The following is a 21,973-nucleotide window of genomic DNA, read 5'->3' on the forward strand; positions in this document are numbered from 1 at the left end:
GCGACTACCAATAGTCTCCGCACACATTGACCCATTGCCATCCATACGGCGTCCAGCTCCTGCGCCAGCAGCCGTCGTCGTAGTAGTTGGCATAGATGAACGGCGCGCCAACGAACGCGAACCGGTGGAAGCGATGATGGTGGAAAAAGGCATGGCGGCCGATGAAGGTCCTGCCGTGCCAGCCCGTGCCGGCAAACCGCGGTCCAAAGGCGGCGCGGGTCGCCAGCGGAGCTCCGGCAAAGCGGGGTCCGATGGCGGCGCGGGCGGCCATCGGCGAACCGACGAAGCGGGCACCGCCGAAATGGGCGCCGCCCATCCCGCCAAATCTCATGCCCCCGCCACCCATGCCGCCACCGCCGACATGCATGCCGCCACCACCGAAGTGGCCACCGCCGCCAAAGCCGCCATGGCCGCCACCGCCGAAGCCGCCGTGACCTCCGCCACCCATGCCGCCACGGGCCAGCACGGGTGAAGCTGCCGCCATCGCTGCGGCGATCGTCACCGCGGTGAGGCCTTTGAGAAGCCTGCTGTTCATCGAAGCATCCTCCTTGCAGTGCGGCGGTTTGCGCGCCGCACGAGGACGATCAGATGAGAGCAAGGGGGCGGCGCGTTCAACTTACAAACGCGCCAGATTCTGACGCGGGTGTTAGGCAGGTGTCGCTCTATCACTCCCTCTCCCCGTTCTTACGGGGCGAGGTTAAGACCTCACGCCCGCTTCCCGTTGTTCTTTTCCGCCGCGCGGCGCAGCGCTTCGGCGAGGGCACCGCCGCCGGACGATTCCTGCTTTCGCGGTGCGGACGACGTCATGCGTGACGGGTTGCGCGAGCTGTTGTCGCGCTGCATGCCGGGGGCGTCCTTCTTGGCGCCGACCTCGTCGTCGAGACGCAAGGTCAGCGAGATGCGCTTGCGCGCGACCTCGAAGTCCAGCACCTTCACCTTGACGATGTCGCCGGGCTTCACCACCTCACGCGGGTCTTTGATATAGGTCTTGGACATCGCGGAGATGTGCACGAGGCCGTCCTGGTGCACGCCGATGTCGACGAAGGCGCCGAACGCGGCGACGTTGGTCACGGTGCCCTCGAGGATCATGCCCTTCTGGAGATGCTTGATCTCTTCGACGCCTTCCTTGAACACGGCGGCCTTGAACGCCGGACGCGGATCGCGGCCGGGCTTCTCCAATTCCTTCAAGATGTCGGTGACGGTCGGCAGACCGAAGGTCTCGTCGACGAACTCCTTCGGCTTCAAGGTGCGCACGATCTCGCTGCTGCCGATCAGGGCCTTGATGTCGCTCTTGGTGGCGCTGAGGATCCGGCGCACCACCGGATAGGCTTCCGGATGCACGCCGGAGGCGTCGAGCGGGTCCTCGCCGCCGAGGATGCGCAGGAAGCCCGCGCACTGCTCGAACGCCTTCGGCCCGAGCCGCGGCACCTCCTTGAGCGCCTTGCGCGACTTGAACGGGCCGTTGGCGTCACGGTGCGCCACGATGCTCTGCGCCAGACCTGAGCCAACACCCGACACGCGGGCCAGCAGCGGTGCGGACGCGGTGTTGACGTCGACACCGACGGCGTTCACGCAGTCCTCGACCACGGCGTCGAGCGATTTTGCGAGCTTGGCCTGGCCGAGATCGTGCTGATACTGACCGACGCCGATCGCCTTGGGCTCGATCTTGACGAGCTCGGCGAGCGGATCCTGCAGACGCCGCGCGATCGAGACTGCGCCGCGCAGGGTGACGTCGAGACCGGGCAATTCCTCCGAGGCGAAAGCCGAGGCCGAATAGACCGACGCGCCGGCTTCCGACACCACGATCTTGGTCATCTTCAGCTCGGCCAGACCCTTGACGAGATCGCCTGCGAGCTTGTCGGTCTCGCGCGAGGCGGTGCCGTTGCCGATCGCGATCAGCTCGACACGATGCTTCAATGCGAGCTTGCCGAGGATCGCGAGCGACTCGTTCCACTGCCGCTGCGGCTCGTGCGGATAGATCACGGCGGTATCGACGACCTTGCCGGTCGCATCGGTGACGGCGACCTTGACGCCGGTGCGATAGCCGGGATCGAGCCCCATGGTGACGCGGGTGCCGGCCGGCGCTGCCAGCAGGAGATCGCGCAAATTGGAGGCGAACACGCGCACGGCCTCGGTCTCGGCTGCGTTCCACAGCCGCATGCGCAGGTCGATATTGAGATGCACCTGGATCTTGGTGCGCCAGGCCCAGCGCACGGTGTCGATCAGCCAGCGGTCGCCGGCGCGCTTGAGGTCGGCGATGCCGAACCGCTTCATGATCTTCAGTTCATAGGCGCTGGGCACGCCCGGCGGCGGCGCCTCGGCCTCGGCCTGGATCTGCAGGTCGAGGATCTCCTCCTTCTCGCCGCGGAACATCGCGAGGATGCGGTGCGAGGGCAGCTTGGTCAGTGGCTCGGAGAACTCGAAATAGTCGGCGAACTTCTCGCCCTCGGTCTTCTTGCCGTCGCGCACCTTGGAGGCCATGCGCGCATTGGTCCACATTTCCTCGCGAAGCGTGCCGATCAGGTCGGCGTCCTCGTCGAAGCGTTCGACCAGGATGGCGCGGGCACCGTCCAGCGCGGCGGCGGCGTCCGCAACGCCCTTCTCGGCGTTGATGAAGCCTTCGGCGACCATCTTCGGATCGTTGGTCGGCTCCGCCATCAGCTGGTTGGCGAGCGGCTCGAGGCCGGCCTCCTTGGCGATCTCCGCCTTGGTGCGGCGCTTCGGCTTGAACGGCAGATAGATGTCTTCGAGACGGGCCTTGCTGTCGGCGGCGAGAATGGAGGCCTCGAGCGCGGCATCGAGCTTGCCCTGCTCGCGGACTGATTCGAGGATGGCCTTGCGGCGGTCCTCGAGCTCGCGCAGGTAACCCAGGCGCTCCTCCAGGGTGCGCAATTGCGCGTCGTCGAGCGCACCGGTCGCTTCCTTGCGGTAGCGGGCGATGAAGGGAACCGTGGCGCCGCCATCGAGCAGCGTCACCGTCGCCTCGACCTGCTCCGCCCGAACCCCAAGCTCCTGCGCAATTTTCTGGTTGATATTTGCCACGCGAGAATCCCTCTATCCAAGCACGCAACGCGGGGGCGAACCACCGGCCACGGGACGCCGCTTATGGACCAACCGGGGCTGATTTATCAAGGTACGGCCTAGCATCGTCGACAGAGGATTTTTTGTCGAGATGATGCGATCTCGCCACATTCGTAAGTGCGCGACGGCTTGACATCGGCCCCGCGTTCCGCACCTCCTTCTCTGCCGGGCTACCGAATTCCGAGGACTAATCATGCGTACGACATCGGTCGGCGTCTTCAGGATCGCCACCATTGGCCCCGGCGACGTCTCCGGCCTCATGAACCTGATCGGCTCCGGCACGATCGATCCCAGGTCGATCCTCGCCATTCTCGGCAAGACCGAAGGCAATGGCGGCGTCAATGATTTCACGCGGGAGTACGCTGTCAGCGCGCTGTGCACGGCGCTGGCGCCCCAGCTCGGCCTGTCGCCGGAGGCAGTCGAGCAACGCATCGCCTTCGTGATGTCCGGCGGCACCGAGGGCGTGCTCAGCCCGCATCTTACGGTGTTCACGCGCAGCAAGGTCGAGCGCCCGGCAGGCCCGTCCGACAAGCGCCTGTGCATCGGCATGGCGCACACGCGGGACTTCCTGCCCGAAGAGCTCGGCCGCTCCTCGCAGATCACCGAGACGGCCAAGGCCGTGCAAGTCGCGATGACGGATGCCGGCATCACTGATCCCGCCGACGTCCATTTCGTGCAGATCAAGTGCCCGCTGCTGACCAGCGAGCGTGTCGCGGCGGCAAACGCGCGCGGCAACAAGACGGTGACGACGAGCGCTTACAGCTCAATGGCCTATTCGCGCGGCGCCTCTGCGCTCGGCGTTGCGGCCGCACTCGGCGAGATCGGCTCCGATGTCCGCGACGAGGATGTGCTGCAACGCTACGATCTCTTCTCCAAGGTGGCCTCGACCTCATCGGGGATCGAGCTGATGCATAATGTTGTCATCGTGCTCGGCAAATCGATGTCGTCGGCCAGCGAGTTCGTGATCGGGCATGCCGTGATGGAGGATGCCATCGACGCCGCGGCGGTGGTATCGGCGTTGAACAGCGTCGGGCTTGGCTTGGCCCCGCAGAGCATCGCGGACCGCGAGCTCGTGAACATCTTCGCCAAGGCGGAGGCCTCGCCTGATGGCAGCGTGCGCGGCTTCCGCCACACCATGCTCGAAGACACCGACATCAGCTCGACACGCCATGCCCGCGCCGCCGTTGGTGGCCTGATCGCGGGCCTTGCCGGTACCGGCGCGGTCTACGTGTCTGGTGGCGCCGAGCATCAGGGACCAGCCGGCGGCGGACCGGTTGCAGTGATCGCGCGACTGTCGGATTGATAGGACCGGCATCCCGAATCCTCGCGACCCCTCCGCCCGGCGCAACCCTGCCCCTCGCGCCGACTCAGTTGATTCACGCGGTCCCATGCGAAAAAGGTGGCCTCAAGTATCTGAGGAGATTTGGACTTCATGACTTTGCCGATGAGCTGGACGGAATGGGCGCAGCACGATGGCGTCGCGCTGGCGGGGCGTGTCCGCAAGGGCGAGCTGACGGCGAAGGAGCTGGCGCGCCAGGCTGCCGCGGGTGTCGCCAAAGTCAATCCGGCGCTGTCGGGCGTGGTCGAGCTGTTCGAGGACGTGATCGCCGATCCCGCCAAGGACGGCGCCAATCTCGCAGGTCCCTTCGCCGGCCTGCCCTTCCTGATGAAGGACCTCGGGCCGACCATGAAGGGCCGGCTGCAGGAAATGGGCTCGCTGTTGATGCGCGGCAATCGCGCCGCGGCCGATACGTTCCTCACCGGCAAATTCCGCCAGGCCGGCCTTAACCTGATCGGACGCACCACGACGCCGGAATTCGGCGTGTGCTCTTCGGCCGACAATCCCGCCGTCTACGTCACCCGCAATCCCTGGAATACCGACTACACCACCTGCGGCTCCTCGGCGGGCAGCGCCGCGATGGTCGCGGCCGGCGTGGTGCCGATCGCGCATGCGACCGACGGCGGCGGCTCGATCCGCATTCCCGCCGGCGTCAACGGCAATATCGGGCTGAAAGTCTCGCGCGGCGTGTTCTCGCTCGCCCCCCACATGTCGGACCTCACCGGCCTCGTCTCGATCCAGGGCTGCCAGTCGCGCAGCTTGCGCGACACTGCCGCCTTCGTCGATCATGCCCGCGGGCCGGCACCCGGCGAGTTCATGCCGTTCTGGACCACGGCGCAGCCTTATTCCGAGATGATCAAGCGCGATCCCTCGAAGCTGCGCATCGCGTTGTCCCATACATGGGGCAATTACACCGCGACGCCCGAGATCGCAGCCGAGCTGGAGAAGGCCGGACGCTTCCTCGAAGGCCTCGGCCATCACGTCGACTATGCGCTGCCGGAGATCGACCTTCCCGCTGCATTCGAGGCGCAGACCACCTGCTACATTTCGAACTTCGCGGTGGTGATCTCCAACATGCTCGCCGCGCGCGGGCTGGAAAGACCGCAGGAAGATCTGATCGAGCCGATGAACATCCGCATCTGGGAAGCCGGCCGGCACACCAGCTTCGCCGAGCGGGCCAAGATGCAGGGCGTGTTCAACACCACCTCGCGCGGCTTCGGCGCCTTCTTCGAGCAATGGGACGTGATCCTGACGCCGATCACCGCGCTGCCGACGCCGAAGGTCGGCACCAGGGAGTATCTCACCATCTCCGACAATCCTGATGTGCGCGACTGGTTCGACAATCTCTGGCGCTTCTTCGCCTTCACGCCGCTGGCCAATCTCTGCGGCATGCCCGCGATCTCGATGCCGATGGCCAGCCAGGACCACGGCCTGCCGCTGGGCATCCAGGCCATCGCCAAGCAGGCCAATGACGGCCTGCTGCTGCAACTCGCCGCCCAGATCGAGCGCGCGCTCGACGGCAAGTGGAACGGCGGCAACACCGCGAAGGTGCATGTGACCAAGGCGTAAGCGGCCGCCGCTTCGTGCTCTAGTCCTTGTCCTTGGCTCTCTCCTGCGCGATGGCCTTGTCCACGCGCCAGCGCGATACGTCCTGCTCGGCGAGCAAGCGCACCGCCGGGCTTCGCGTTTCCGGAAAGAGAGCAACGAGTGCATTGGCGCCGGTCACGGCGGGATTGCCGACCTCCTGGGCGTGCAGCGCCGCCCGGCGGTCGACGCGCTGGAATGCAGCGGTCGGCGCGGCGGTGCCGGTCTCGATCACAAGGTGGGCGAGCTCCCTGTCGAGATAATCGGTCAGGCTCTGCCTGAGCATGCCGAGATCGGCGTTGCACGCCTGCAGAACGTGGGCGGCATCGCCGTCTTCGGTCAACGCCAGCAGAAGGTGTTCCAGCGTTGCAAACTGATGGCGGCGCCGGTCGGCAAGATCAAGCGCCCGGCGGCGCGTGGCGACATAGGCCGGTGTGAGCGGACGAGACGATGCATCCAGCCGTGCGTCGATCGTTTCCAGCCGCTTCACGGGATCGAGGATCGCCAGCAGCTCGTACTTGTCCTTGACCGACAGCTTCATCCGCGTCGCCATTGTGTCGGCGATATGCCCGATGTCGCGCGTCTGATCGAAGAACGACCAGACATCCGGCATGAGCAGGCCGTGGGCCGCGGCGTAATCCTCGAAGCGTTGAGCGGTTCGGCGGACCAGGTCAGGCGCGTCCGCAGCCGGGCTCTCGGGCAATTCGGAAGCCTCGGACCGGTAACCGTTGTTCGTCGCCGCGAAGCTGCGAAGCCCGACGCGACGAATTCCACGCGTCAGCACCCTGATCGAGCCGTCGGGGAGCCGTTCGAGCTCAACCAATTGGGCGAGCAAACCGACCTCGTAGACGTCGGCAAAACGCGGCTCATCGACAGTCGCGTCGCGCTGGATCGCACAGACAATCTCGCGAGCGCCCTCGAACGCATGGTTGAGGGCGAGCACCGTGTTCTCGCGCCCGACGAACAGCGGAAAGGTTGCGTTTGGAAACGGCACGAAATCGCGCAACGGGACCGCCGGATAGACCGCGGTCGAACTCTTGAGCTTGACGATCGGCACGGGCGCGTCGCGGCGCCCGGCCTGGAGCATTGCCGACAAGGTGTTCCAGTCGGCAACGCCCAGCATCCTCGACACCAGCTCGAGACTTTCGCTGTGACTGAGGGAGACGGCCTTGCTGGTCAGGGATTCGCGCAGGGTCTGCGCCATAGCCTTGGCATCGCGAAAATCGCGCATCGGTTCGTCCTCTGCATGAGCGATCCAGATGTATCAGGCGGTTGCGTTGCTGACCCGGACGCTCGGGCAAAGGGGGAGGCCGATGAAGGCTCGATACGTTCACCATTCCACAGAGGGTGCAACCGGCAGGTCGTATCAACCTGCACGGAAGGTGGCGCAAAGATAAATCGCTGTCAATTGCGATCTCAATTCTTCACCGTCGGGATCTCCTCCGTCACCGGCTGCTGCTGGCCCTGCCGGTACATCGCCAGCGCCTTGTCGAGCGCTTCGCGCAGCGCCAGCGCCGCGGCCACGCTGCAGCGCAGGTGCGCGGTCTGGATCACGTCGACCCTGACGGCGGCGCCGACTGGCATCAGCAAATTCGCGGCGAGCTCGATCTGGATCGCGCCGTTGTGATGGCCGAAGCAGGACGCGCCGTCGAAATAGATGATCGGCGCCCGCTCCGAGCTGGAGCTCGAAATGGTGACGGGCCCCTGATTGTTGGCGGGCGTTTCGGGGTCGGCCATGGGCGCTCCTTGCGGCTAGTCGGCGAACGAAGCGCCCACCATCGGTGGTTCGGCCTGCTCTGTCGAGGCCAATTCGGGGTTTTGCGCGGCGCCCGACACTGGTCTAAAACGTCCCCTATGAGCACCATACCGACCACGCTCCCGTTCGAGGAACTCGCCGACGCCATCAAGGGCCGCCGCTCCGATTACGGCCATATCAGCGGGCTCCAGCTCGACCGCTTTGCACTAGCTGAGGCCTGGTCGAGCCTGCCCTACCGGCCCGTCTTCGTCGGCGACACCGAGACCGGCGTGCTGCATGGCGGCGTCGTCACCGCGATGCTGGACGAGAGCTGCGGCATGGCGGTGCAACTTGCGCTCGACGGCACACGCGCGATCGCCACCCTCGACCTGCGCATCGACTATCAGAAGCCGGCGACGCCCGGCCTCGACATCAAGGCGCATTCGGTGTGCTACCGCACCACGCGCTCGATCGCCTTCGTGCGCTCCACCGCCTATCAGGAGTCCGAGGACGATCCGGTAGCGACTGCGACCGCCTGCTTCATGATCGGCGCCAACCGCACCAACATGCTCGCCGACCGCAGGATGGATGCGCGCAGCATCCCGGTGCTGGAGGCGCCGGAAGATCCGGATGGCCCCTTCGCGCGCAGCCCGTTCGCCCGCGCTCTCGGCATCCGTCTCAACGACGACGGTACGCTGACGATGCCGTTCTCACCGAAAATCATCGGCAACCCGATCCTGCCTGCGATCCATGGCGGCATGACCGGCGCCTTCCTCGAGACCACCGCGATCATCGGCGTCGCGCGCGAGCTCGGCGCCGCCGCGCCGCCCAAGCCGATCGGGCTCACCGTCAACTATCTGCGCTCCGGCCGTGCGCTCGATACGTTTGCCAACGTCTCGATCGTGAAGCAGGGCCGGCGCATCGTCGCCTTCGAGGCGCGCGCCTGGCAGGACGATGTGGACAAGCCGATCGCCACCGCCTTCGGCCATTTCATGCTGCGCCCGACGCCCGGAAGTGACGAGGAATAAGCGCATTTTGACTTGACGGCCGCAGCTCCGGCCACAACGATAGCACGTCCCCGCGAGAGGTATTGGATTGCGGCATCCGCTCGACATCGTCGCCATGTTCGCCGCACTCTGGCTGCTGGCCTCGATGATGCTCGACGCGTTGACGCCAAAGGAGCTGACCGCGATCATGATCGGCGTCGCGATCGGTCCCGCGATCGTCATCACCGCCGTGTTCTACTACCTGCGCTGCCCGCGAACGGACTTTGCGGTGATATTCGCAGCGCTCTGGCTGATCTCGGACATCGCCATCGCCTTCGTCTCGTCGAAGGAGCTGCCGCACTTCCTGATCGTACTCGGCTTCGTACCCGCCCTGCTGATCGGCTCCGTGATGCACTGGCAACGCTTCCAGAACCGCCACGAGCGGCTGCCCGCGCCGTCGGTGAAGCGGGGCTAACGCGGCAATAGGTTCGTCTTCGCGAGATCGAGCACCTCGTCGCCGCGACCGTTCATCACCGCGCGCAGGACCCAGAGGCTGAAACCCTTGATCTGCTCGGGCGTGATGGTCGGCGGCATCGACAGCTCCTGCTTGGCGGTGACGACGTCGAGCAGCGCAGGCCCATCATGGGCGAGCATCTCCTTCACCGCGCCCGCGAGCTCGCCGGGGTCCTCGACGCGCTTGGCAAAGATGCCCATGGCGCGCGCCATCGCTGCGAAATCGGGATTCTCTAGGTCGACATTGGTGTCGACGAAGCCCGCCGCCTTCATCTCCAGCGCGACGAAGCCGAGCACACCGTTATTGAAGATCACGACCTTCACCGGCAGCTTCTCTTGCGTCAGCGTGATCAGGTCGCCCATCATCATGGTGAAGCCGCCGTCGCCGGAGAGCGAGATCACCTGGCGGCCCGGCTGGGCGGCCTGCGCGCCGATCGCCTGCGGCATCGCGTTGGCCATCGAGCCGTGCACGAAGGAGCCGACCAGCCGGCGGCGGCCGTTCATGTCGAGATAGCGCGCGGCCCACACCGTGGGCGTGCCGACATCGGCGGTGAAGACCGCGTCGTCACTCGCGTGGTCGCTGATGACTTTTGCGAGATATTGCGGGTGGATCGGCTTGCTGCCCGGCGTGCCCTTGGCGAGCGAGTCCAAACCCTCGCGCGCCTTCTTGTAATGCGCGACGGCGTCGTCGAGATGCTTGCGCTGCGTCTTCGCTTTCAGCAGCGGCAGCAGCGCCTCGATGGTCAGCTTGACGTCGCCGACGAGGCCGAGATCGATCTTGCAGCGTCGTCCCAGGTTTTCCGGGCGGATGTCGATCTGCGCGATCTTCGCATCGGTCGGAAAGAATTGCTTGTAGGGAAAATCGGTGCCGAGCATCACCAGCGCGTCGCAGGCGTGCATGGCGGCATAGCCCGAGGAGAAGCCGATGAAGCCGGTCATGCCGACGTCATAGGGGTTGTCGTATTCGACGTGCTCCTTGCCGCCGAGCGCATGCACGATCGGGCTCTTCAGCGCTTCGGCCAGCTGCATCAGGGGCGCATGCGCGCCGGCGCAGCCGCGGCCGCAGAACAGGGTGACGCGCTCGGTGCCGTTGAGGAGGTCGGCGAGCGCCTTCAGCTCATCCGCTTGCGGCACCACATTCGGCGCCGACAGCGCGAGTCCGCGCGTGGTCGACAGCGCGCGCTTGGGCGGGCTGCGGAACGCGACGTCGCCGGGCATGGCGACGACGGCGACACCGCGCAGGCCCACCGCCGCGCGGATGGCATTCTCCAGCACGTAAGGAAGCTGGCTCGGGTCGGAAACCAGCTCGCAATAATGGCTGCATTCGCGGAACAGGTTCTGCGGATGGGTCTCCTGGAAATAGCCGCCGCCGATCTCGGCGGTCGGGATCTGCGCCGCGATCGCCAGCACGGGAACACGGCTGCGATGTGCGTCGAACAGGCCGTTGATCAGATGCAGATTGCCGGGGCCGCAGGAGCCCGCGCACACCGCAAGGCTTCCGGTCATCTCGGCTTCGCCGGCGGCGGCGAACGCTGCGACCTCCTCGTGGCGGACATGGATCCATTCGATGGTGCCGCGGCGGCGCAGCGCCTCGGTCAGGGCGTTCAGGCTGTCGCCGACGATGCCGTAGATGCGCTTGACGCCGGCCTGCTCGAGCGTTGCCACGAACAGATCGGCCACGTTGTTGATCGCCATGTCGGTCTCCTGATTCAGCCAGTCACATCACACGATGCGCAAATGTCAGCATCGCGTCTCCATGTGGCACAATAGGCTATGTCAGGATCACGGCTAGTTGTTGTCCGTTCAATCTTTCTGAATTGCCCGATCGTAAGCCGCGACCGTCGCCTTCGCGCGCGCGGCGACATCGGCGGCGCTCATGCCGGGCTTGTAGAGGCTGGAGCCGAGCCCGAAGGCGGTCACGCCGCCCTTGATGTACTCGGCAAAATTCTGATCGGAGACGCCGCCGACGGCCGCGATCATGACGCCTGACGGCAGCACGGCGCGGATCGCGGCGATGCCGGAGGCACCTAACACGCTGGCCGGAAAGAACTTCAGGCCCGATGCGCCTGAGCGCGCAGCAAGCAGCGCCTCGGTCGGCGAAAACACGCCGGGCAGCGTGACCATGGCGTATTGATGCGCACGCACGAGCACCTGCGTGTCCACATTCGGCGAGACCATCAGCTTGCCGCCGACGTCATTGAGACGATCGACATCCGCGGTCGCCAGCACCGTGCCGGCGCCGATCAGCACGCCCGGAGGTGCCTGCTTCACGGCCATTGCGATGGAGCGGAACGGATCGGGCGAGTTCAGGGGGATCTCGATCGCCGTCATGCCGGCTTCGATCAGCACGGCGACGATCGCCTCGGTCTCCTCGGGCTTGACGCCGCGCAGGATCGCAACCAACGGCCGCTTCATCGGCGGAAAGGGAATGCTCATCTCAAAAATCCTTTGATTTCGTCCAGATCGCGGCAGCCGCCATCGATAAGCCGCGGCGGACGGCTTCATCCGCATCGACCGGATTCGCGTTGACCGACAGCGCCTCGAACGCCAGCCGGTACAGCATCGCAAGCCGCCCCGACGCGATCAGCTTGACGCCCGCTTGCGGCACGAGACCCGAGAGCCCCGCCGCCAGCTCGACGCCGATCAACGTGCCCGACAGCGTCTCGCGCGCCGCGGCCGGCGTGCCGCCGAACAGCAGCTGCCGTGATCGTGCGCCGAACAAGTGATTGGCGACAAAAGCGGGCGCCTCATACGCGGCCTTCACCGCCGCCTTGAAGCTCGCGACATTCTCGGCCTCATCGGCGCCGGCGACCGCGAGCGACAGGATGGTCTCGCGCGAGACGGCGCTGAACAGCTCGCCGGTCATGAAGGTGGAGAAGCGTTCGACCACGCCGTCCTTCACGCGCACCCATTTCGAATGCGTGCCGGGCATGCAGACCAGCGCCTCGCCCGCGGCCTCGAGGCCGAGCGCGCCGAGCAGCTGCGTTTCCTCGCCGCGCATGACGTCCGGCGCTTTTGTCTCGCGCTGCGCGATGCCCGGCAGGATCCGGATGTCGCGCGCTTCGCTGGGGACGCGCACGGCCTGTTTGAGGACGGCCGAGAGCGGCGCCGGCGTGTCGACATAACCGGCTTCGACCCAGCCGTTCCTGGCACCGGCCATGCCGCAGACGAGAACCGGCAGATGATCCGGCGCTTCGATCGCCGCAAGATGTGATCGCAGCACGGCGGGAAAGCCGGCCTTCGCCGCCGCCAGCATGCCCTCGCCGCTGCGGCGCTCGGTCAGCACTTTGCCGGCACGATCGACCAGCCACAGCCGGAAACTGCTGGTGCCCCAGTCCACCGCGACATAAGCGGGTTCGGTCATTCGAAACTGTCCTCGTCTCACGGCCGGGACGCCGTCTCGCGACAATGAGACGACGTTTGCGGGTCTGTGCCGAGATACCGGCTATTGTGCGGGCAAACCAGCCCTTTCTCGTCGATTTGGAGCTGCGCCGCGCTGGCACAGCGCTTGCTGAAGCTTTTCCGCTCAACTCCGTCAACGCGCGACAAGACGCGTCAACATCAGATGAGGAAACCCATGGAGATCGGCTATTTCACTATGCCTTCGCATCCGCCGGAGTGCGGCCTGAAGGAAGGGAACGACTGGGACCTGCAGGTCATGCGCTGGCTCGACGAGCTCGGCTATCAGGAGGCCTGGGTCGGCGAGCACCACACCGCCCCCTGGGAACCCAATCCCACGCCGGACCTTCTGATCGCGCAGGCCTTGATGCAGACCAAGAAGCTCCGCATCGGGCCGGGCGGATTCCTGCTGCCCTATCACCATCCAGCCGAGCTCGCCAACCGCGTCGCGATGCTCGACCATCTTTCCGAGGGCCGGCTCAATTTCGGCGTCGCGGCTTCGGGGCTGCCGAGCGATTGGGCGATGTTCAACGTCGACGGCATGAGCGGGCAGAACCGCGACATGACGCGCGAGGCGCTGGAGATCATCCTGAAGCTGTGGACGGAGCCCGCGCCCTTCACCCATAAGGGCAAGTTCTGGACGGTGACCAAGCCGGACACGATGTTCGACTTCCTCAAGCCCCACATCAAGCCGCTGCAGGCACCGCATCCGCCGATCGGCGTCGCCGGGCTGTCGAAGAACTCGGACACGCTAAAACTCGCCGGCGAGCGCGGCTTCATCCCGATGAGCCTCAACCTGAACCCGGCCTATGTCTCGAGCCATTGGGACTCCGTCGAGATCGGCGCCGCCAAGACCGGGCGCAAGCCGAACCGTGCGGACTGGCGCCTAGTGCGCGAGGTGTTCGTCGCCGATACCGACGAGGAAGCCTGGAAGCTCTCGACCGGTGACATGATGGGCCGGATGATGAGCGAGTACTTCCTGCCGCTGCTCGGCCATTTCGGCTTCAAGGACTATCTGAAGCACGCCCCTGATGTCCCCGACAGCGACGTCACGGTCGAATATTGCGCCAAGCGGAACTGGATCGTCGGCTCGCCCGCAACCGTCGCCGAGAAGATCGAGAAGATCTACGACGAGGTCGGCGGCTTCGGCGTGCTGCTGGTGTTCGGCTTCGACTACAAGCACAAGGCCGAGGCCTGGCACCACTCGCTTTCGCTGCTGAAGAACGAGGTGATGCCGCGCCTTGCGCATCTCGGCTCCGCGAAGAAGGCGGCTTGACGCTCAGCGGGTGCGGCGCGAACGTGCCGCACCCGCATCCATTTCGGAGGCCTCGGCGTGAGCGTGGACGCAAAGGATTTCAAGCAGGCGATGCGCCAATGCGCCGGCGCCGTCGCGCTGGTCACGGTCGGCGCCGAGCACGGCAAGCGTACGGGATTGACGGTGACGTCGGCCTGCTCGCTGTCGGACAATCCGCCATCGCTGATCGTTTGCGTCAACCGCAACGCCAGCGCGCATGCGCGCATCCGCGAGGAAGGCGCGTTCGCGATCAACTTCCTGCACGAGGACCACGCCCTGCTCGCGCTGACCTTCAGCGGCCAGAAGGGCATCAACGGCGACGACCGTTTTGCGTTCGGACAGTGGACGCGCGGGGCCACGGGCGCGCCGGTGCTGACGGATGCGGTCGCCGCATTCGACTGCGTGCTGGCGCAGGAGTTCGAGACGACGACGCATTCGATCTTCGTCGGCGAAGTGCGCGGCGTGTCGCATTTGGCGTCCGCAGCGCCGCTGGTGTACCTGCGCAGCAGTTTTCACACGCCGCATGAGATGCGCGAAACGGTGACGGTCGGCGACCTCGATTCACGGCATCTGAGCTGGACGGATTTTTCGTAAACGTCACTCTCGCTGCGAATACAGTATCTAGGGTGGGCAAAGCGAAGCGTGCCCACGTACTGCAACATTCGGTTAGAGATGGTGGGCACGGCGCAAGCGCGCCTTTGCCCACCCTACGATTCCGAGCCAGCGGAGAACGCGCGCCACGTGCAGCTGATCCCTACTGCGCCGTCTCGATCTTCAACTGCTTGATCTTGCGATAGAGCGTGGCGCGGCTGAGCTTCAGCGCGCGGGCCGCTTCCGTCACGCGGCCGCCGTGCTTACGCAGGGCTTCGACGATCGTGGCGCGCTCGGCCGCTTCAAGATCGGGCTCGCTCCTCCCTCCGAACGGCGGAAGATCCAGGTCCGCATCGGAGATGACCCCGTTCTCCGCCGTGCAGCCGGCGAGCCGCAGCACGTGGCGAAGCTGGCGCATGTTGCCGGGATAGGAATAGGCCGACAGTTGCGACCACGCTTGGTCCGAAAGCCTGCAGTTCGGCGCCTCCTCGCGCGCGATCTGGCGGATGACGTCGTCCCGGTCGGCACGCTCGCGCAAGGCCGGCAGCCGCACCTCGAGGCCGCGCAGGCGGAAATAGAGATCGGCGCGGAAGCCGCCTTCTTCGGCCATGCGGCCGAGATCGCGGTGAGTGGCGCTGATGAGGCGGATGTCGACGGCGACAGGCTTGAGCGCGCCGAGCGGCCAGACCTCGCGGTTTTCCAGCACGCGTAGCAACCGCGTCTGCAGCGCGATCGGCATGTCGCCGATCTCGTCGAGGAACAGCGTGCCGCCGTCGGCCTGCACGATCAGGCCCTTCGAGCCGTCGCGCCGCGCGCCGGTGAAGGCGCCGGCCTCGTAGCCGAACAGTTCGGCGTCGATCAGGCTCTCCGGCATCGCCGCGCAGTTCAGCGCCACATAATTGCTGCGCGCCCGGTTGCTGGCGGCGTGAATGGCGCGCGCGAACACGTCCTTGCCGACGCCGGTCTCGCCATGGAGCAGCACCGGCAGATTGTGATCGCCTATGCTTCGGAGCCGCTTCACGCTTCTGATCAACCCGGGATCGCGGCCGGCGAGCCGGTGCAGCGCGTCAAAGCGATCGACAGGCGCATCGCGGCGCGGCGCGAGCGGACGCGCCGATGATCTCGCCCGCAGCGGCGGCGCGACATGCCCCTGCCCTAACGCACTGCCATCGGCGCGGCGCAACTCGACTGTCTCGTCCGCGCCGCGGGCGGCATGACGATCGAACTTGACGTAGCGCGAAAGATCGATGCCCGATGCGATCAAGCCGTCGGTGAGACCCAGCAGCGCGCGCGCCGAACGGCAGGCGCCGACGATGCGGCGATCGTCGTCATAGGCGAGCAGACCGCTGCCGCCGTCGCCCGGCACGGTCGCGATCCAGGCGTTGCGGAAATGACCGCGGAAGATCGCGCCCTCCATGCGCCGCGTCGCCTCCATCGTCACCACGAGCGCGAGCTGATGCGCCATGCGCCCGAGATCCTCGCGGCAAGAGGTGATGTTCACGGCGCCGGCGAGGCGACCGGCGTGGTCGAACAGCGGCGCCACGGCGCAGGAGAACATGTGCCACTGCGCGCGAAAATGCTCGTCACGATGCACCAGAATCGGCTTCTGCTCCGCAAGTGCGGTGCCGAGCCCGTTGGTGCCCTCAAAAGCCTCGGAAAAATTCGAGCCGGTATAGACCTTCCAGCGCATGAATATTTCAGTATCGGCCGGGCCGGGCAGTCGGCTCCACAGCATCGTCGCGCTGGGGTCGGCGAGATTGACGCAATAGCCGGCCTCGCGCAGCACCCGCGCGAGGTCTTCGAGCTCCGGCGTCGCCAGCCGGATCAGCTGCTCCATCGGTTCGGCGACATGCCGGACCTCGGCTTCAGTCAGCGTCTGCGGCGGTCCCTGGCGGGCGGGGTCGAGCTTGTGGCTGATCAGGCAGCGCCGCCAGGAATCGGCAATGCGCGAAGAGGCATCGACGTCGGCCAATTGATTGGCGACGGACAAGACACGGGCGACATGGTTCGAGGCCGACAGGCTGGCCATCGCGGACGTCTCCACCCTGTATTATTGTGCAAAGTCTGGCACCACAGGCGGGGATGTCAATCGGGAACCGGGAACGGCTTGGAGGCACGCTGTATCTTCTCGTCATCCCGGGGCGATGCGAGGCATCGAACTAGGTGTGCCCTTGCGCACCCTAGGATCTCGAGATTCCGGGTTCGCGCTGCGCGCGCCCGGAATGACGGGCTCATCTATTGCTGCACCGCCCTCACCACGTATCGATGCACGGCCGCTTCTTCCCGGCCCTGGCCGGCGGCTTCGGCACCGAACGGAGTCCGGCCATGATCCAGCGGCGCGTCTCGGCGGGGTCGATGACGTTGTCGATCTCGAATACCGAGGCGATCGAGACCGCCTTGCCGTTGGCATAGAGCTCGGCGACCTTGTTGCGGTAATAGGTCTCGCGTTCCTCGGGATCAGTGATCGCCTCCATCTCCTTGCGGAAGCCGAGACGAACATAGCCCTCTAAGCCCATGCCGCCGAACTCGCCGGTCGGCCAGGCCGCGGTGAAGAACGAGGCGTGGAAGCCGCCGCCGATCATCGACTGTGCCCCCAAGCCATAACCCTTGCGCAGCACGATGCCGAACAGCGGCACGGTGAGGCTCGCGCCCGTCACGAACATGCGCGAGACGTGGCGCACGATCGCGGTCTTCTCGGCTTCCGGGCCGACCATGAAGCCGGGCGTGTCGCAGAGCGAGACGACGGGCAAGTCGAACGCGTCGCAGAGCTGGAGGAAGCGCGCGGCCTTGTCGCCGGCATCGGCATCGATGGCGCCGCCAAGGTGACGCGGATTGTTGGCGATCAGGCCGAACGGTTTTCCTTCGATGCGGATCAGCGCGGTGATCATGCCGACGCCGTAGTCGCGGCGCAGCTCCAGCACGGAATCCTTGTCGGCAACGAGATCGATGACGCTGCGGATGTCGTAGACGCGCAGCCGGTTCTCGGGGATGGCGCGGCGGAGCAGGCGCTGGTCGGCGGCCTCCCACTCCGTCACCGAGCCCTGGAAATAGGACAGATACTTTTGCGCGACGGATGTCGCCTCCTCCTCGTCCTCGACGAGGATGTCGATGACGCCGTTCGGCGACTGGAACGAGACAGGGCCGACCTCGGCCGGATGATAGACGCCGAGGCCGCCGCCTTCGATCATCGCGGGGCCGCCCATGCCGATCGAGGCATTTTTGGTCGCGATGATCACGTCGCAGCAGCCGAGCATCGCGGCGTTGCCGGCGAAGCAATAGCCGGAGACGACACCAATCACGGGCACGAGACCGGAGAGCCTTGCGAACTGCACGAAGGACGGACCATCGAGCCCGGTCATACCGAGCCGGTCGGTGTCGCCGGGCCGGCCGCCGCCGCCCTCGGCGTAAAACACCAGCGGCACGCGCCAATCTTCCGCCAAGGTCAGCATGCGGTCGATCTTCTTGTGGTTCATGTGGCCCTGCGTGCCCGCGAGCACGGTGTAGTCATAGGCCACCACGATGCAGCGCGCACCCTCGGGCCCGAACTTCTCGCCATTCACCGTGGCGACGCCCATCACGAGGCCGTCAGCCGGCGTGTTCTTGATGAGATCGTCGAGCTTGCGGCGGCGGCGCTGCGCCGCGATGGCGAGGCTGCCATATTCCATGAACGAGCCTTCGTCGACGAGCTGGGCGACGTTCTCGCGCGCGGTGCGCTGGTTGGTGTTGCGGCGGCGCTCGACCGAGGCGGGGCGATTCGCATCCAGCGTGTTCGCCTGGCGGGCAATCAACTCGGCGAGATCGGGCCGGATGTGATCCAGATCGATGTCGGCTTCGGCCGTGGCCCTATCCGCCGCAACGTCGAGCGGCTCGAGATACATGATCGGCTCGCCATGCATCAGCGTGGCGCCGTCGCCGGCGGCGAGCGTCATGACACGGCCGCCCTGCTCGGCCATCACCAGATGTTCCATTTTCATGGACTCGATCACGGCGAGCTGCTGGCCGGGGCGCACGATCTCGCCTTCCTTCACCTGAATGGTGACGATGGTTCCCTGCAGGGGTGCAGCGACCATCACCGTGCCTTCAGGCACCACTTGCACGACGTGCGTCTCGACACCGTGAACACCACTTCCCTCACTTGGCGCAAAGTAAAGCGGCTTGGCCGCGCCATCGGCGGCATCCACGAGCTTGCCGATATTGCGATCGATGAAGTCGGTCGCGATGCGGTTGGTCCTGAAATCGGGATGCGCGAGCACGGCCTGGAGAAAGGCGATGTTGGTGACGACGCCGTCGATCCGGAATTCGCGCAGGGCACGCGAGGCTTTTGCAACGACATCATGCCAGGCTTCGCCCGGCGTATGCACGATGACTTTCGCAAGGAGCGAGTCGAAGGCCGCGCTGGTCTTGTAGCCGGCGTAACCAAAACTATCGACGCGCACGCCGGGCCCCGACGGCGGCTCGAACACGGCGAGCACGCCGCCGGTCGGATGCGTGGCGCCCGTCTCGTCCAGCGTTTCCATGTTGACGCGAAGCTGCATGGCATGGCCGCGCGGCTTCGGGATCGATCCCTGCGCAAGGCCAAGCGAGGCGAGCGTGCTGCCCGCCGCGACCGCAAGCTGGGCACGGACGAGATCGAGCCCGAGCACCTCTTCGGTCACGGTGTGCTCGACCTGAAGCCGCGGATTGGCTTCGATGAAGGCAAAACTGTCCTCGGCCGTGCCGTCGACCAGGAACTCGAACGTGCCGAGATTGTCGTAGGCCGCCGCCGTCGCAAGCTGCTTCGCCGCCTCGATGATGCGGCCGCGCAAGGGATCGCTCAGCGACGGGCTCGGCGCCACCTCGATCAGCTTCTGGTGCCGGCGCTGGATCGTGCATTCGCGCTCCCAGAGATGAGAGATCGCGCCGTGACGATCGCCGATGATCTGCACCTCGATATGACGCGCCTGCCGGATCAGCCGTTCGGCATAGACGCCATCGAAGCCGAACGCAGCCTTGGCCTCGGACTGGCAGCGCGCATAGGCCTCCGTGAGATCGGCCGCATTCTCGACGACGCGCATGCCGCGCCCACCGCCGCCAGCCATGGCCTTGATCACGATCGCAGCATTGCCGCCTAGGGAAGCAAAGAACGCCGTGATCTCCTCCAGCGAGGACGGCCCGCTGGTGCCGGCAATGATAGGCACGCCGCAACGCTTTGCCAGTTGCCGTGCCGCAACCTTGTCGCCGAACAGCTCGAGCGCCGCCGGTTTCGGCCCGACGAACGTCAGGTCTGCGTCCGCGCACGCCTTGGCGAATGCCGCGTTCTCGCTGAGGAAGCCGTAGCCGGGATGCACGGCATCGCACCCGACGCTCTTTGCCGCCGTCACCACCGCCTCGATGTCGAGATAGGCCCGGGCCCCGCGGCCGGGGATTTCGACCGCCTCGTCGGCAACGCGCACGTGCAGCGACAGCGCATCGTCGGTGGGATGGATCGCAACGGTCGCGATGCCGGCGTCGGCCGCCGCGCGCGCGATGCGGATGGCGATCTCGCCGCGATTGGCGATCAGGAGCTTCTTGAACGACATCGTCTCTCTCACTCAGACAGCAGCAGGAAGATTCGGATCGAGATCCTGCTTCTTCACCTTGCCCGTCGCCGTCAGCGGCAGGGCATCGATAATACGCACTTCCGGGATCTTATAGACGGCCATGCGCTCGGCGCACCAGGCGCGCAGATCTTCCGCAGAGATGGTGCCGACCGCCTCCGGCTTGAGCTGGATATAGGCCACCGGCACCTGCCCCTTGTCAGGATCGTCGCGCCCGACCACGCCTGAGCCCAGCACCTTCGGGTGCTGGCCCAGCAGCGCCTCGATCTCCGGCGGAAACACGCTCATGCCCTTGACCTTCAGCATCTCCTTGCGGCGACCGAGGAAGTGCAGGAAACCGTCCTTGTCGATGTTGCCGATGTCGCCGGTGCGCAGCCAACCGTCAACGAGCGACTCGGCGCTCGCCTCCGGCTTGTTCCAGTAGCTCTTGAGCAGCGAGGGCGTCCGCACGCGGATCTCGCCTTCCGCGCCGAGCGGCAGCAATGCGCCGGTCTCGAAATCGGTGATCTTGAACTCGGCGCCGGGGACCGGCAGGCCGACGAAGATCGGCTGGTTGTCGAGGTCGAAATCGTCGTCCTGGAAGCCTGCCGTGAACGTGTTGGAGGTGTGGGTCTCGGTCATGCCCCACGCCGCCTCCATCAGGATCGTGCCGGTGAGGTCCTTCCAGCGCTTGCGATAATCGGCGTTGAGCTTCTTGACGAAGGAGACGACGCGGACCTGCTGCAACGATGACAGATCGAACTCGCTCCAGCGCGGATGGTCCATCAGCTCGACCGCGCCGTCGACCGGCATCGCAGTGATCGTGACCTTGTATTTGTCGATCGCCGCCATCGCGCCGACAGCATCCCAGCGCGCCAACAGCACCAGCGTCGCGCCGGAGAACAGCGGGAAGATCAGGCCAAAGTTCTCGCCGGCGATCCAGAACTCCGGAAAGAACGACAGAAACACGCTGCTCTCGTCCGACAGCACCGAGATGCCGTAATTGGCGGCGGCCGTGTACACCATGTCGCGATGGGTATGGACGCAGCCCTTGGGCATGCCGGTGGTGCCGCCAGTGTAGTTGAGCGCGGCGACATCATCGAGTCCGGGCGGCGGCAGCGGCGTAGGTGTGGGCATTGCGGCGAGCACCGGCAGCAGATCGGTCGCGCCCGGCACCGCGACGCGCGGTGCGCGGATCGAGTCCGGCGTCGGGAACGCGGGCGTTGCCGGCACGACGTCGGCAAAACTGGTGACGATGATCTCGCGCAGGCGCACCTCGCCCCTCACCTGCTCGACGACGGGGACGAGCTGATCGAGCGCGACGATCACGTCGGCCTGGGTGTCGTTGAGCTCATAGGACAGCTCGAAGGGGCGCGACAGCGGGCTGACGGGGACGTGGATCGCACCGAGCTTCAGAATGCCGAAGAACACGATGTGGAATTGCGGGCAGTTCGGCAGGAACACGGCGACGCGGTCGCCCTTGCCGACGCCCTTGGCCTGCAGCAGCGCCGCAAAACGGTCGCTCTGCCGGTCGAGATCGGCATAGGTGGTGACGTGGCCGTAGAAGATGATTGCGGGCCGCTCCGGACTGCGCTTCGCCCAGGCGCGCAGATATTCCGTCAAGGGAACTTCGCCGTGCAGATAATTCGGCGAACGCGGCATGCCGTTCGGCCAGGCCTTGTCCCACAGGCCACGCAAGGTAGCGAGATAATCCTTCTCGTTGAGACCCGCGCTCATGACGTCTTTCCCGTGTTGCTTTTCTTTTCGAGGGCACGCACGTGCCGTCAATCGACATCGCTACACGTCGAGCACGGCAGAGGTCATGTCAAGAAAAACAGCATCGGCGTCGCGGCCGATACCGCGACGCGGAAAAAGAATGTCGTCTTGCAGCGCGTG

General features: G+C 65.8%; 16 protein-coding genes. 6 read left to right on the top strand and 10 right to left on the bottom strand.

Features of this window, described 5'->3' with window-relative positions; genetic code table 11:
* Window positions 1-4: 4 nt before the first annotated feature.
* Entirely contained in the window at window positions 5-535 is a 531-nt protein-coding gene (locus RAD04_RS07965) for a hypothetical protein (protein ID WP_461623323.1), read from the bottom strand.
* Window positions 536-705: 170 nt separating this feature from the next.
* The gene (locus tag RAD04_RS07970; protein ID WP_461623324.1) at window positions 706-3,042 is read right to left on the bottom strand and encodes a Tex family protein; all 2,337 of its coding nucleotides are present in this window, start codon (window positions 3,040-3,042) and stop codon (window positions 706-708) included.
* Window positions 3,043-3,274: 232 nt separating this feature from the next.
* Between RAD04_RS07970 and atzD the strand changes: the two genes are divergently transcribed.
* Both atzD and RAD04_RS07980 read left to right on the top strand, forming a co-directional pair.
* The gene (gene atzD, locus RAD04_RS07975) at window positions 3,275-4,384 is read left to right on the top strand and encodes a cyanuric acid amidohydrolase (RefSeq protein ID WP_461623325.1); all 1,110 of its coding nucleotides are present in this window, start codon (window positions 3,275-3,277) and stop codon (window positions 4,382-4,384) included.
* Between the two features lie 129 nt (window positions 4,385-4,513).
* Window positions 4,514-5,989 carry an amidase gene (locus RAD04_RS07980; RefSeq protein ID WP_461623326.1) on the top strand — a complete coding sequence of 492 codons (1,476 nt, stop codon included), beginning with the start codon at window positions 4,514-4,516 and terminating at the stop codon, window positions 5,987-5,989.
* 19 nt (window positions 5,990-6,008) lie between these two features.
* On the opposite strand, the gene RAD04_RS07985 is transcribed toward RAD04_RS07980, so the two are convergent.
* A complete protein-coding gene (locus RAD04_RS07985; protein WP_461623327.1) occupies window positions 6,009-7,235 on the bottom strand; it encodes an LON peptidase substrate-binding domain-containing protein in 1,227 nt (408 codons plus the stop codon).
* Between the two features lie 185 nt (window positions 7,236-7,420).
* Window positions 7,421-7,741: a hypothetical protein gene (locus RAD04_RS07990; RefSeq protein WP_165637419.1), complete on the bottom strand. Its 321-nt coding sequence runs from the start codon at window positions 7,739-7,741 to the stop codon at window positions 7,421-7,423.
* 117 nt (window positions 7,742-7,858) lie between these two features.
* Between RAD04_RS07990 and RAD04_RS07995 the strand changes: the two genes are divergently transcribed.
* A complete protein-coding gene (locus RAD04_RS07995) occupies window positions 7,859-8,767 on the top strand; it encodes a PaaI family thioesterase (protein WP_461623328.1) in 909 nt (302 codons plus the stop codon).
* Between the two features lie 67 nt (window positions 8,768-8,834).
* Window positions 8,835-9,200, top strand: coding sequence for a hypothetical protein (locus tag RAD04_RS08000; protein WP_165637420.1), 366 nt, complete (start codon window positions 8,835-8,837; stop codon window positions 9,198-9,200).
* On the opposite strand, the gene poxB is transcribed toward RAD04_RS08000, so the two are convergent.
* The 3 genes from poxB to RAD04_RS08015 all read right to left on the bottom strand — a co-directional run bounded on the left by poxB (window position 9,197) and on the right by RAD04_RS08015 (window position 12,602).
* Window positions 9,197-10,933: a ubiquinone-dependent pyruvate dehydrogenase gene (gene poxB / locus RAD04_RS08005; RefSeq protein WP_461623329.1), complete on the bottom strand. Its 1,737-nt coding sequence runs from the start codon at window positions 10,931-10,933 to the stop codon at window positions 9,197-9,199. The two genes, RAD04_RS08000 and poxB, sit on opposite strands and share 4 nt — an antisense overlap.
* Before the next feature lie 108 nt (window positions 10,934-11,041).
* Entirely contained in the window at window positions 11,042-11,674 is a 633-nt protein-coding gene (locus RAD04_RS08010) for a 2-dehydro-3-deoxy-6-phosphogalactonate aldolase (RefSeq protein WP_461623330.1), read from the bottom strand.
* A 1-nt stretch (window position 11,675) separates the two neighbouring features.
* Window positions 11,676-12,602, bottom strand: a complete 927-nt coding sequence (locus RAD04_RS08015; protein ID WP_461623331.1) for a 2-dehydro-3-deoxygalactonokinase — start codon at window positions 12,600-12,602, stop codon at window positions 11,676-11,678.
* A gap of 213 nt (window positions 12,603-12,815) precedes the next feature.
* Between RAD04_RS08015 and RAD04_RS08020 the strand changes: the two genes are divergently transcribed.
* Both RAD04_RS08020 and RAD04_RS08025 read left to right on the top strand, forming a co-directional pair.
* Window positions 12,816-13,913, top strand: a complete 1,098-nt coding sequence (locus RAD04_RS08020) for an LLM class flavin-dependent oxidoreductase (RefSeq protein WP_091958104.1) — start codon at window positions 12,816-12,818, stop codon at window positions 13,911-13,913.
* A 57-nt stretch (window positions 13,914-13,970) separates the two neighbouring features.
* Complete coding sequence (locus RAD04_RS08025; protein ID WP_461623332.1) at window positions 13,971-14,525, top strand: flavin reductase family protein; 555 nt, start codon at window positions 13,971-13,973, stop codon at window positions 14,523-14,525.
* A gap of 160 nt (window positions 14,526-14,685) precedes the next feature.
* Here the strand turns inward: RAD04_RS08025 and RAD04_RS08030 are convergent, their stop codons facing one another.
* The 3 genes from RAD04_RS08030 to RAD04_RS08040 all read right to left on the bottom strand — a co-directional run bounded on the left by RAD04_RS08030 (window position 14,686) and on the right by RAD04_RS08040 (window position 21,814).
* Window positions 14,686-16,551 (bottom strand): sigma-54-dependent Fis family transcriptional regulator, encoded by a 1,866-nt coding sequence (locus RAD04_RS08030; protein ID WP_461623333.1) that lies wholly within the window; start codon window positions 16,549-16,551, stop codon window positions 14,686-14,688.
* Window positions 16,552-16,774: 223 nt separating this feature from the next.
* Window positions 16,775-20,080 (bottom strand): acetyl-CoA carboxylase family protein, encoded by a 3,306-nt coding sequence (locus RAD04_RS08035; RefSeq protein WP_461623334.1) that lies wholly within the window; start codon window positions 20,078-20,080, stop codon window positions 16,775-16,777.
* A 12-nt stretch (window positions 20,081-20,092) separates the two neighbouring features.
* Window positions 20,093-21,814: an AMP-binding protein gene (locus RAD04_RS08040; protein WP_461623335.1), complete on the bottom strand. Its 1,722-nt coding sequence runs from the start codon at window positions 21,812-21,814 to the stop codon at window positions 20,093-20,095.
* Between the last annotated feature and the right edge of the window lie 159 nt (window positions 21,815-21,973).

Source organism: Bradyrhizobium sp. 25ACV (assembly GCF_054863005.1).

What these genes read in the sequence shown, in the direction of transcription:
- atzD (WP_461623325.1), top strand. Translation starts at nt 3,275, where the DNA reads ATGCGTACGACATCGGTCGGCGTCTTCAGGATCGCCACCATTGGCCCC.
- RAD04_RS08015 (WP_461623331.1), bottom strand. Translation starts at nt 12,602, where the DNA reads ATGACCGAACCCGCTTATGTCGCGGTGGACTGGGGCACCAGCAGTTTC.
- RAD04_RS07990 (WP_165637419.1), bottom strand. Translation starts at nt 7,741, where the DNA reads ATGGCCGACCCCGAAACGCCCGCCAACAATCAGGGGCCCGTCACCATT.
- RAD04_RS07980 (WP_461623326.1), top strand. Translation starts at nt 4,514, where the DNA reads ATGACTTTGCCGATGAGCTGGACGGAATGGGCGCAGCACGATGGCGTC.
- RAD04_RS07995 (WP_461623328.1), top strand. Translation starts at nt 7,859, where the DNA reads ATGAGCACCATACCGACCACGCTCCCGTTCGAGGAACTCGCCGACGCC.
- RAD04_RS08010 (WP_461623330.1), bottom strand. Translation starts at nt 11,674, where the DNA reads ATGAGCATTCCCTTTCCGCCGATGAAGCGGCCGTTGGTTGCGATCCTG.
- RAD04_RS08035 (WP_461623334.1), bottom strand. Translation starts at nt 20,080, where the DNA reads ATGTCGTTCAAGAAGCTCCTGATCGCCAATCGCGGCGAGATCGCCATC.
- RAD04_RS07985 (WP_461623327.1), bottom strand. Translation starts at nt 7,235, where the DNA reads ATGCGCGATTTTCGCGATGCCAAGGCTATGGCGCAGACCCTGCGCGAA.
- RAD04_RS08030 (WP_461623333.1), bottom strand. Translation starts at nt 16,551, where the DNA reads ATGGCCAGCCTGTCGGCCTCGAACCATGTCGCCCGTGTCTTGTCCGTC.
- RAD04_RS08020 (WP_091958104.1), top strand. Translation starts at nt 12,816, where the DNA reads ATGGAGATCGGCTATTTCACTATGCCTTCGCATCCGCCGGAGTGCGGC.
- RAD04_RS08040 (WP_461623335.1), bottom strand. Translation starts at nt 21,814, where the DNA reads ATGAGCGCGGGTCTCAACGAGAAGGATTATCTCGCTACCTTGCGTGGC.
- RAD04_RS07965 (WP_461623323.1), bottom strand. Translation starts at nt 535, where the DNA reads ATGAACAGCAGGCTTCTCAAAGGCCTCACCGCGGTGACGATCGCCGCA.
- poxB (WP_461623329.1), bottom strand. Translation starts at nt 10,933, where the DNA reads ATGGCGATCAACAACGTGGCCGATCTGTTCGTGGCAACGCTCGAGCAG.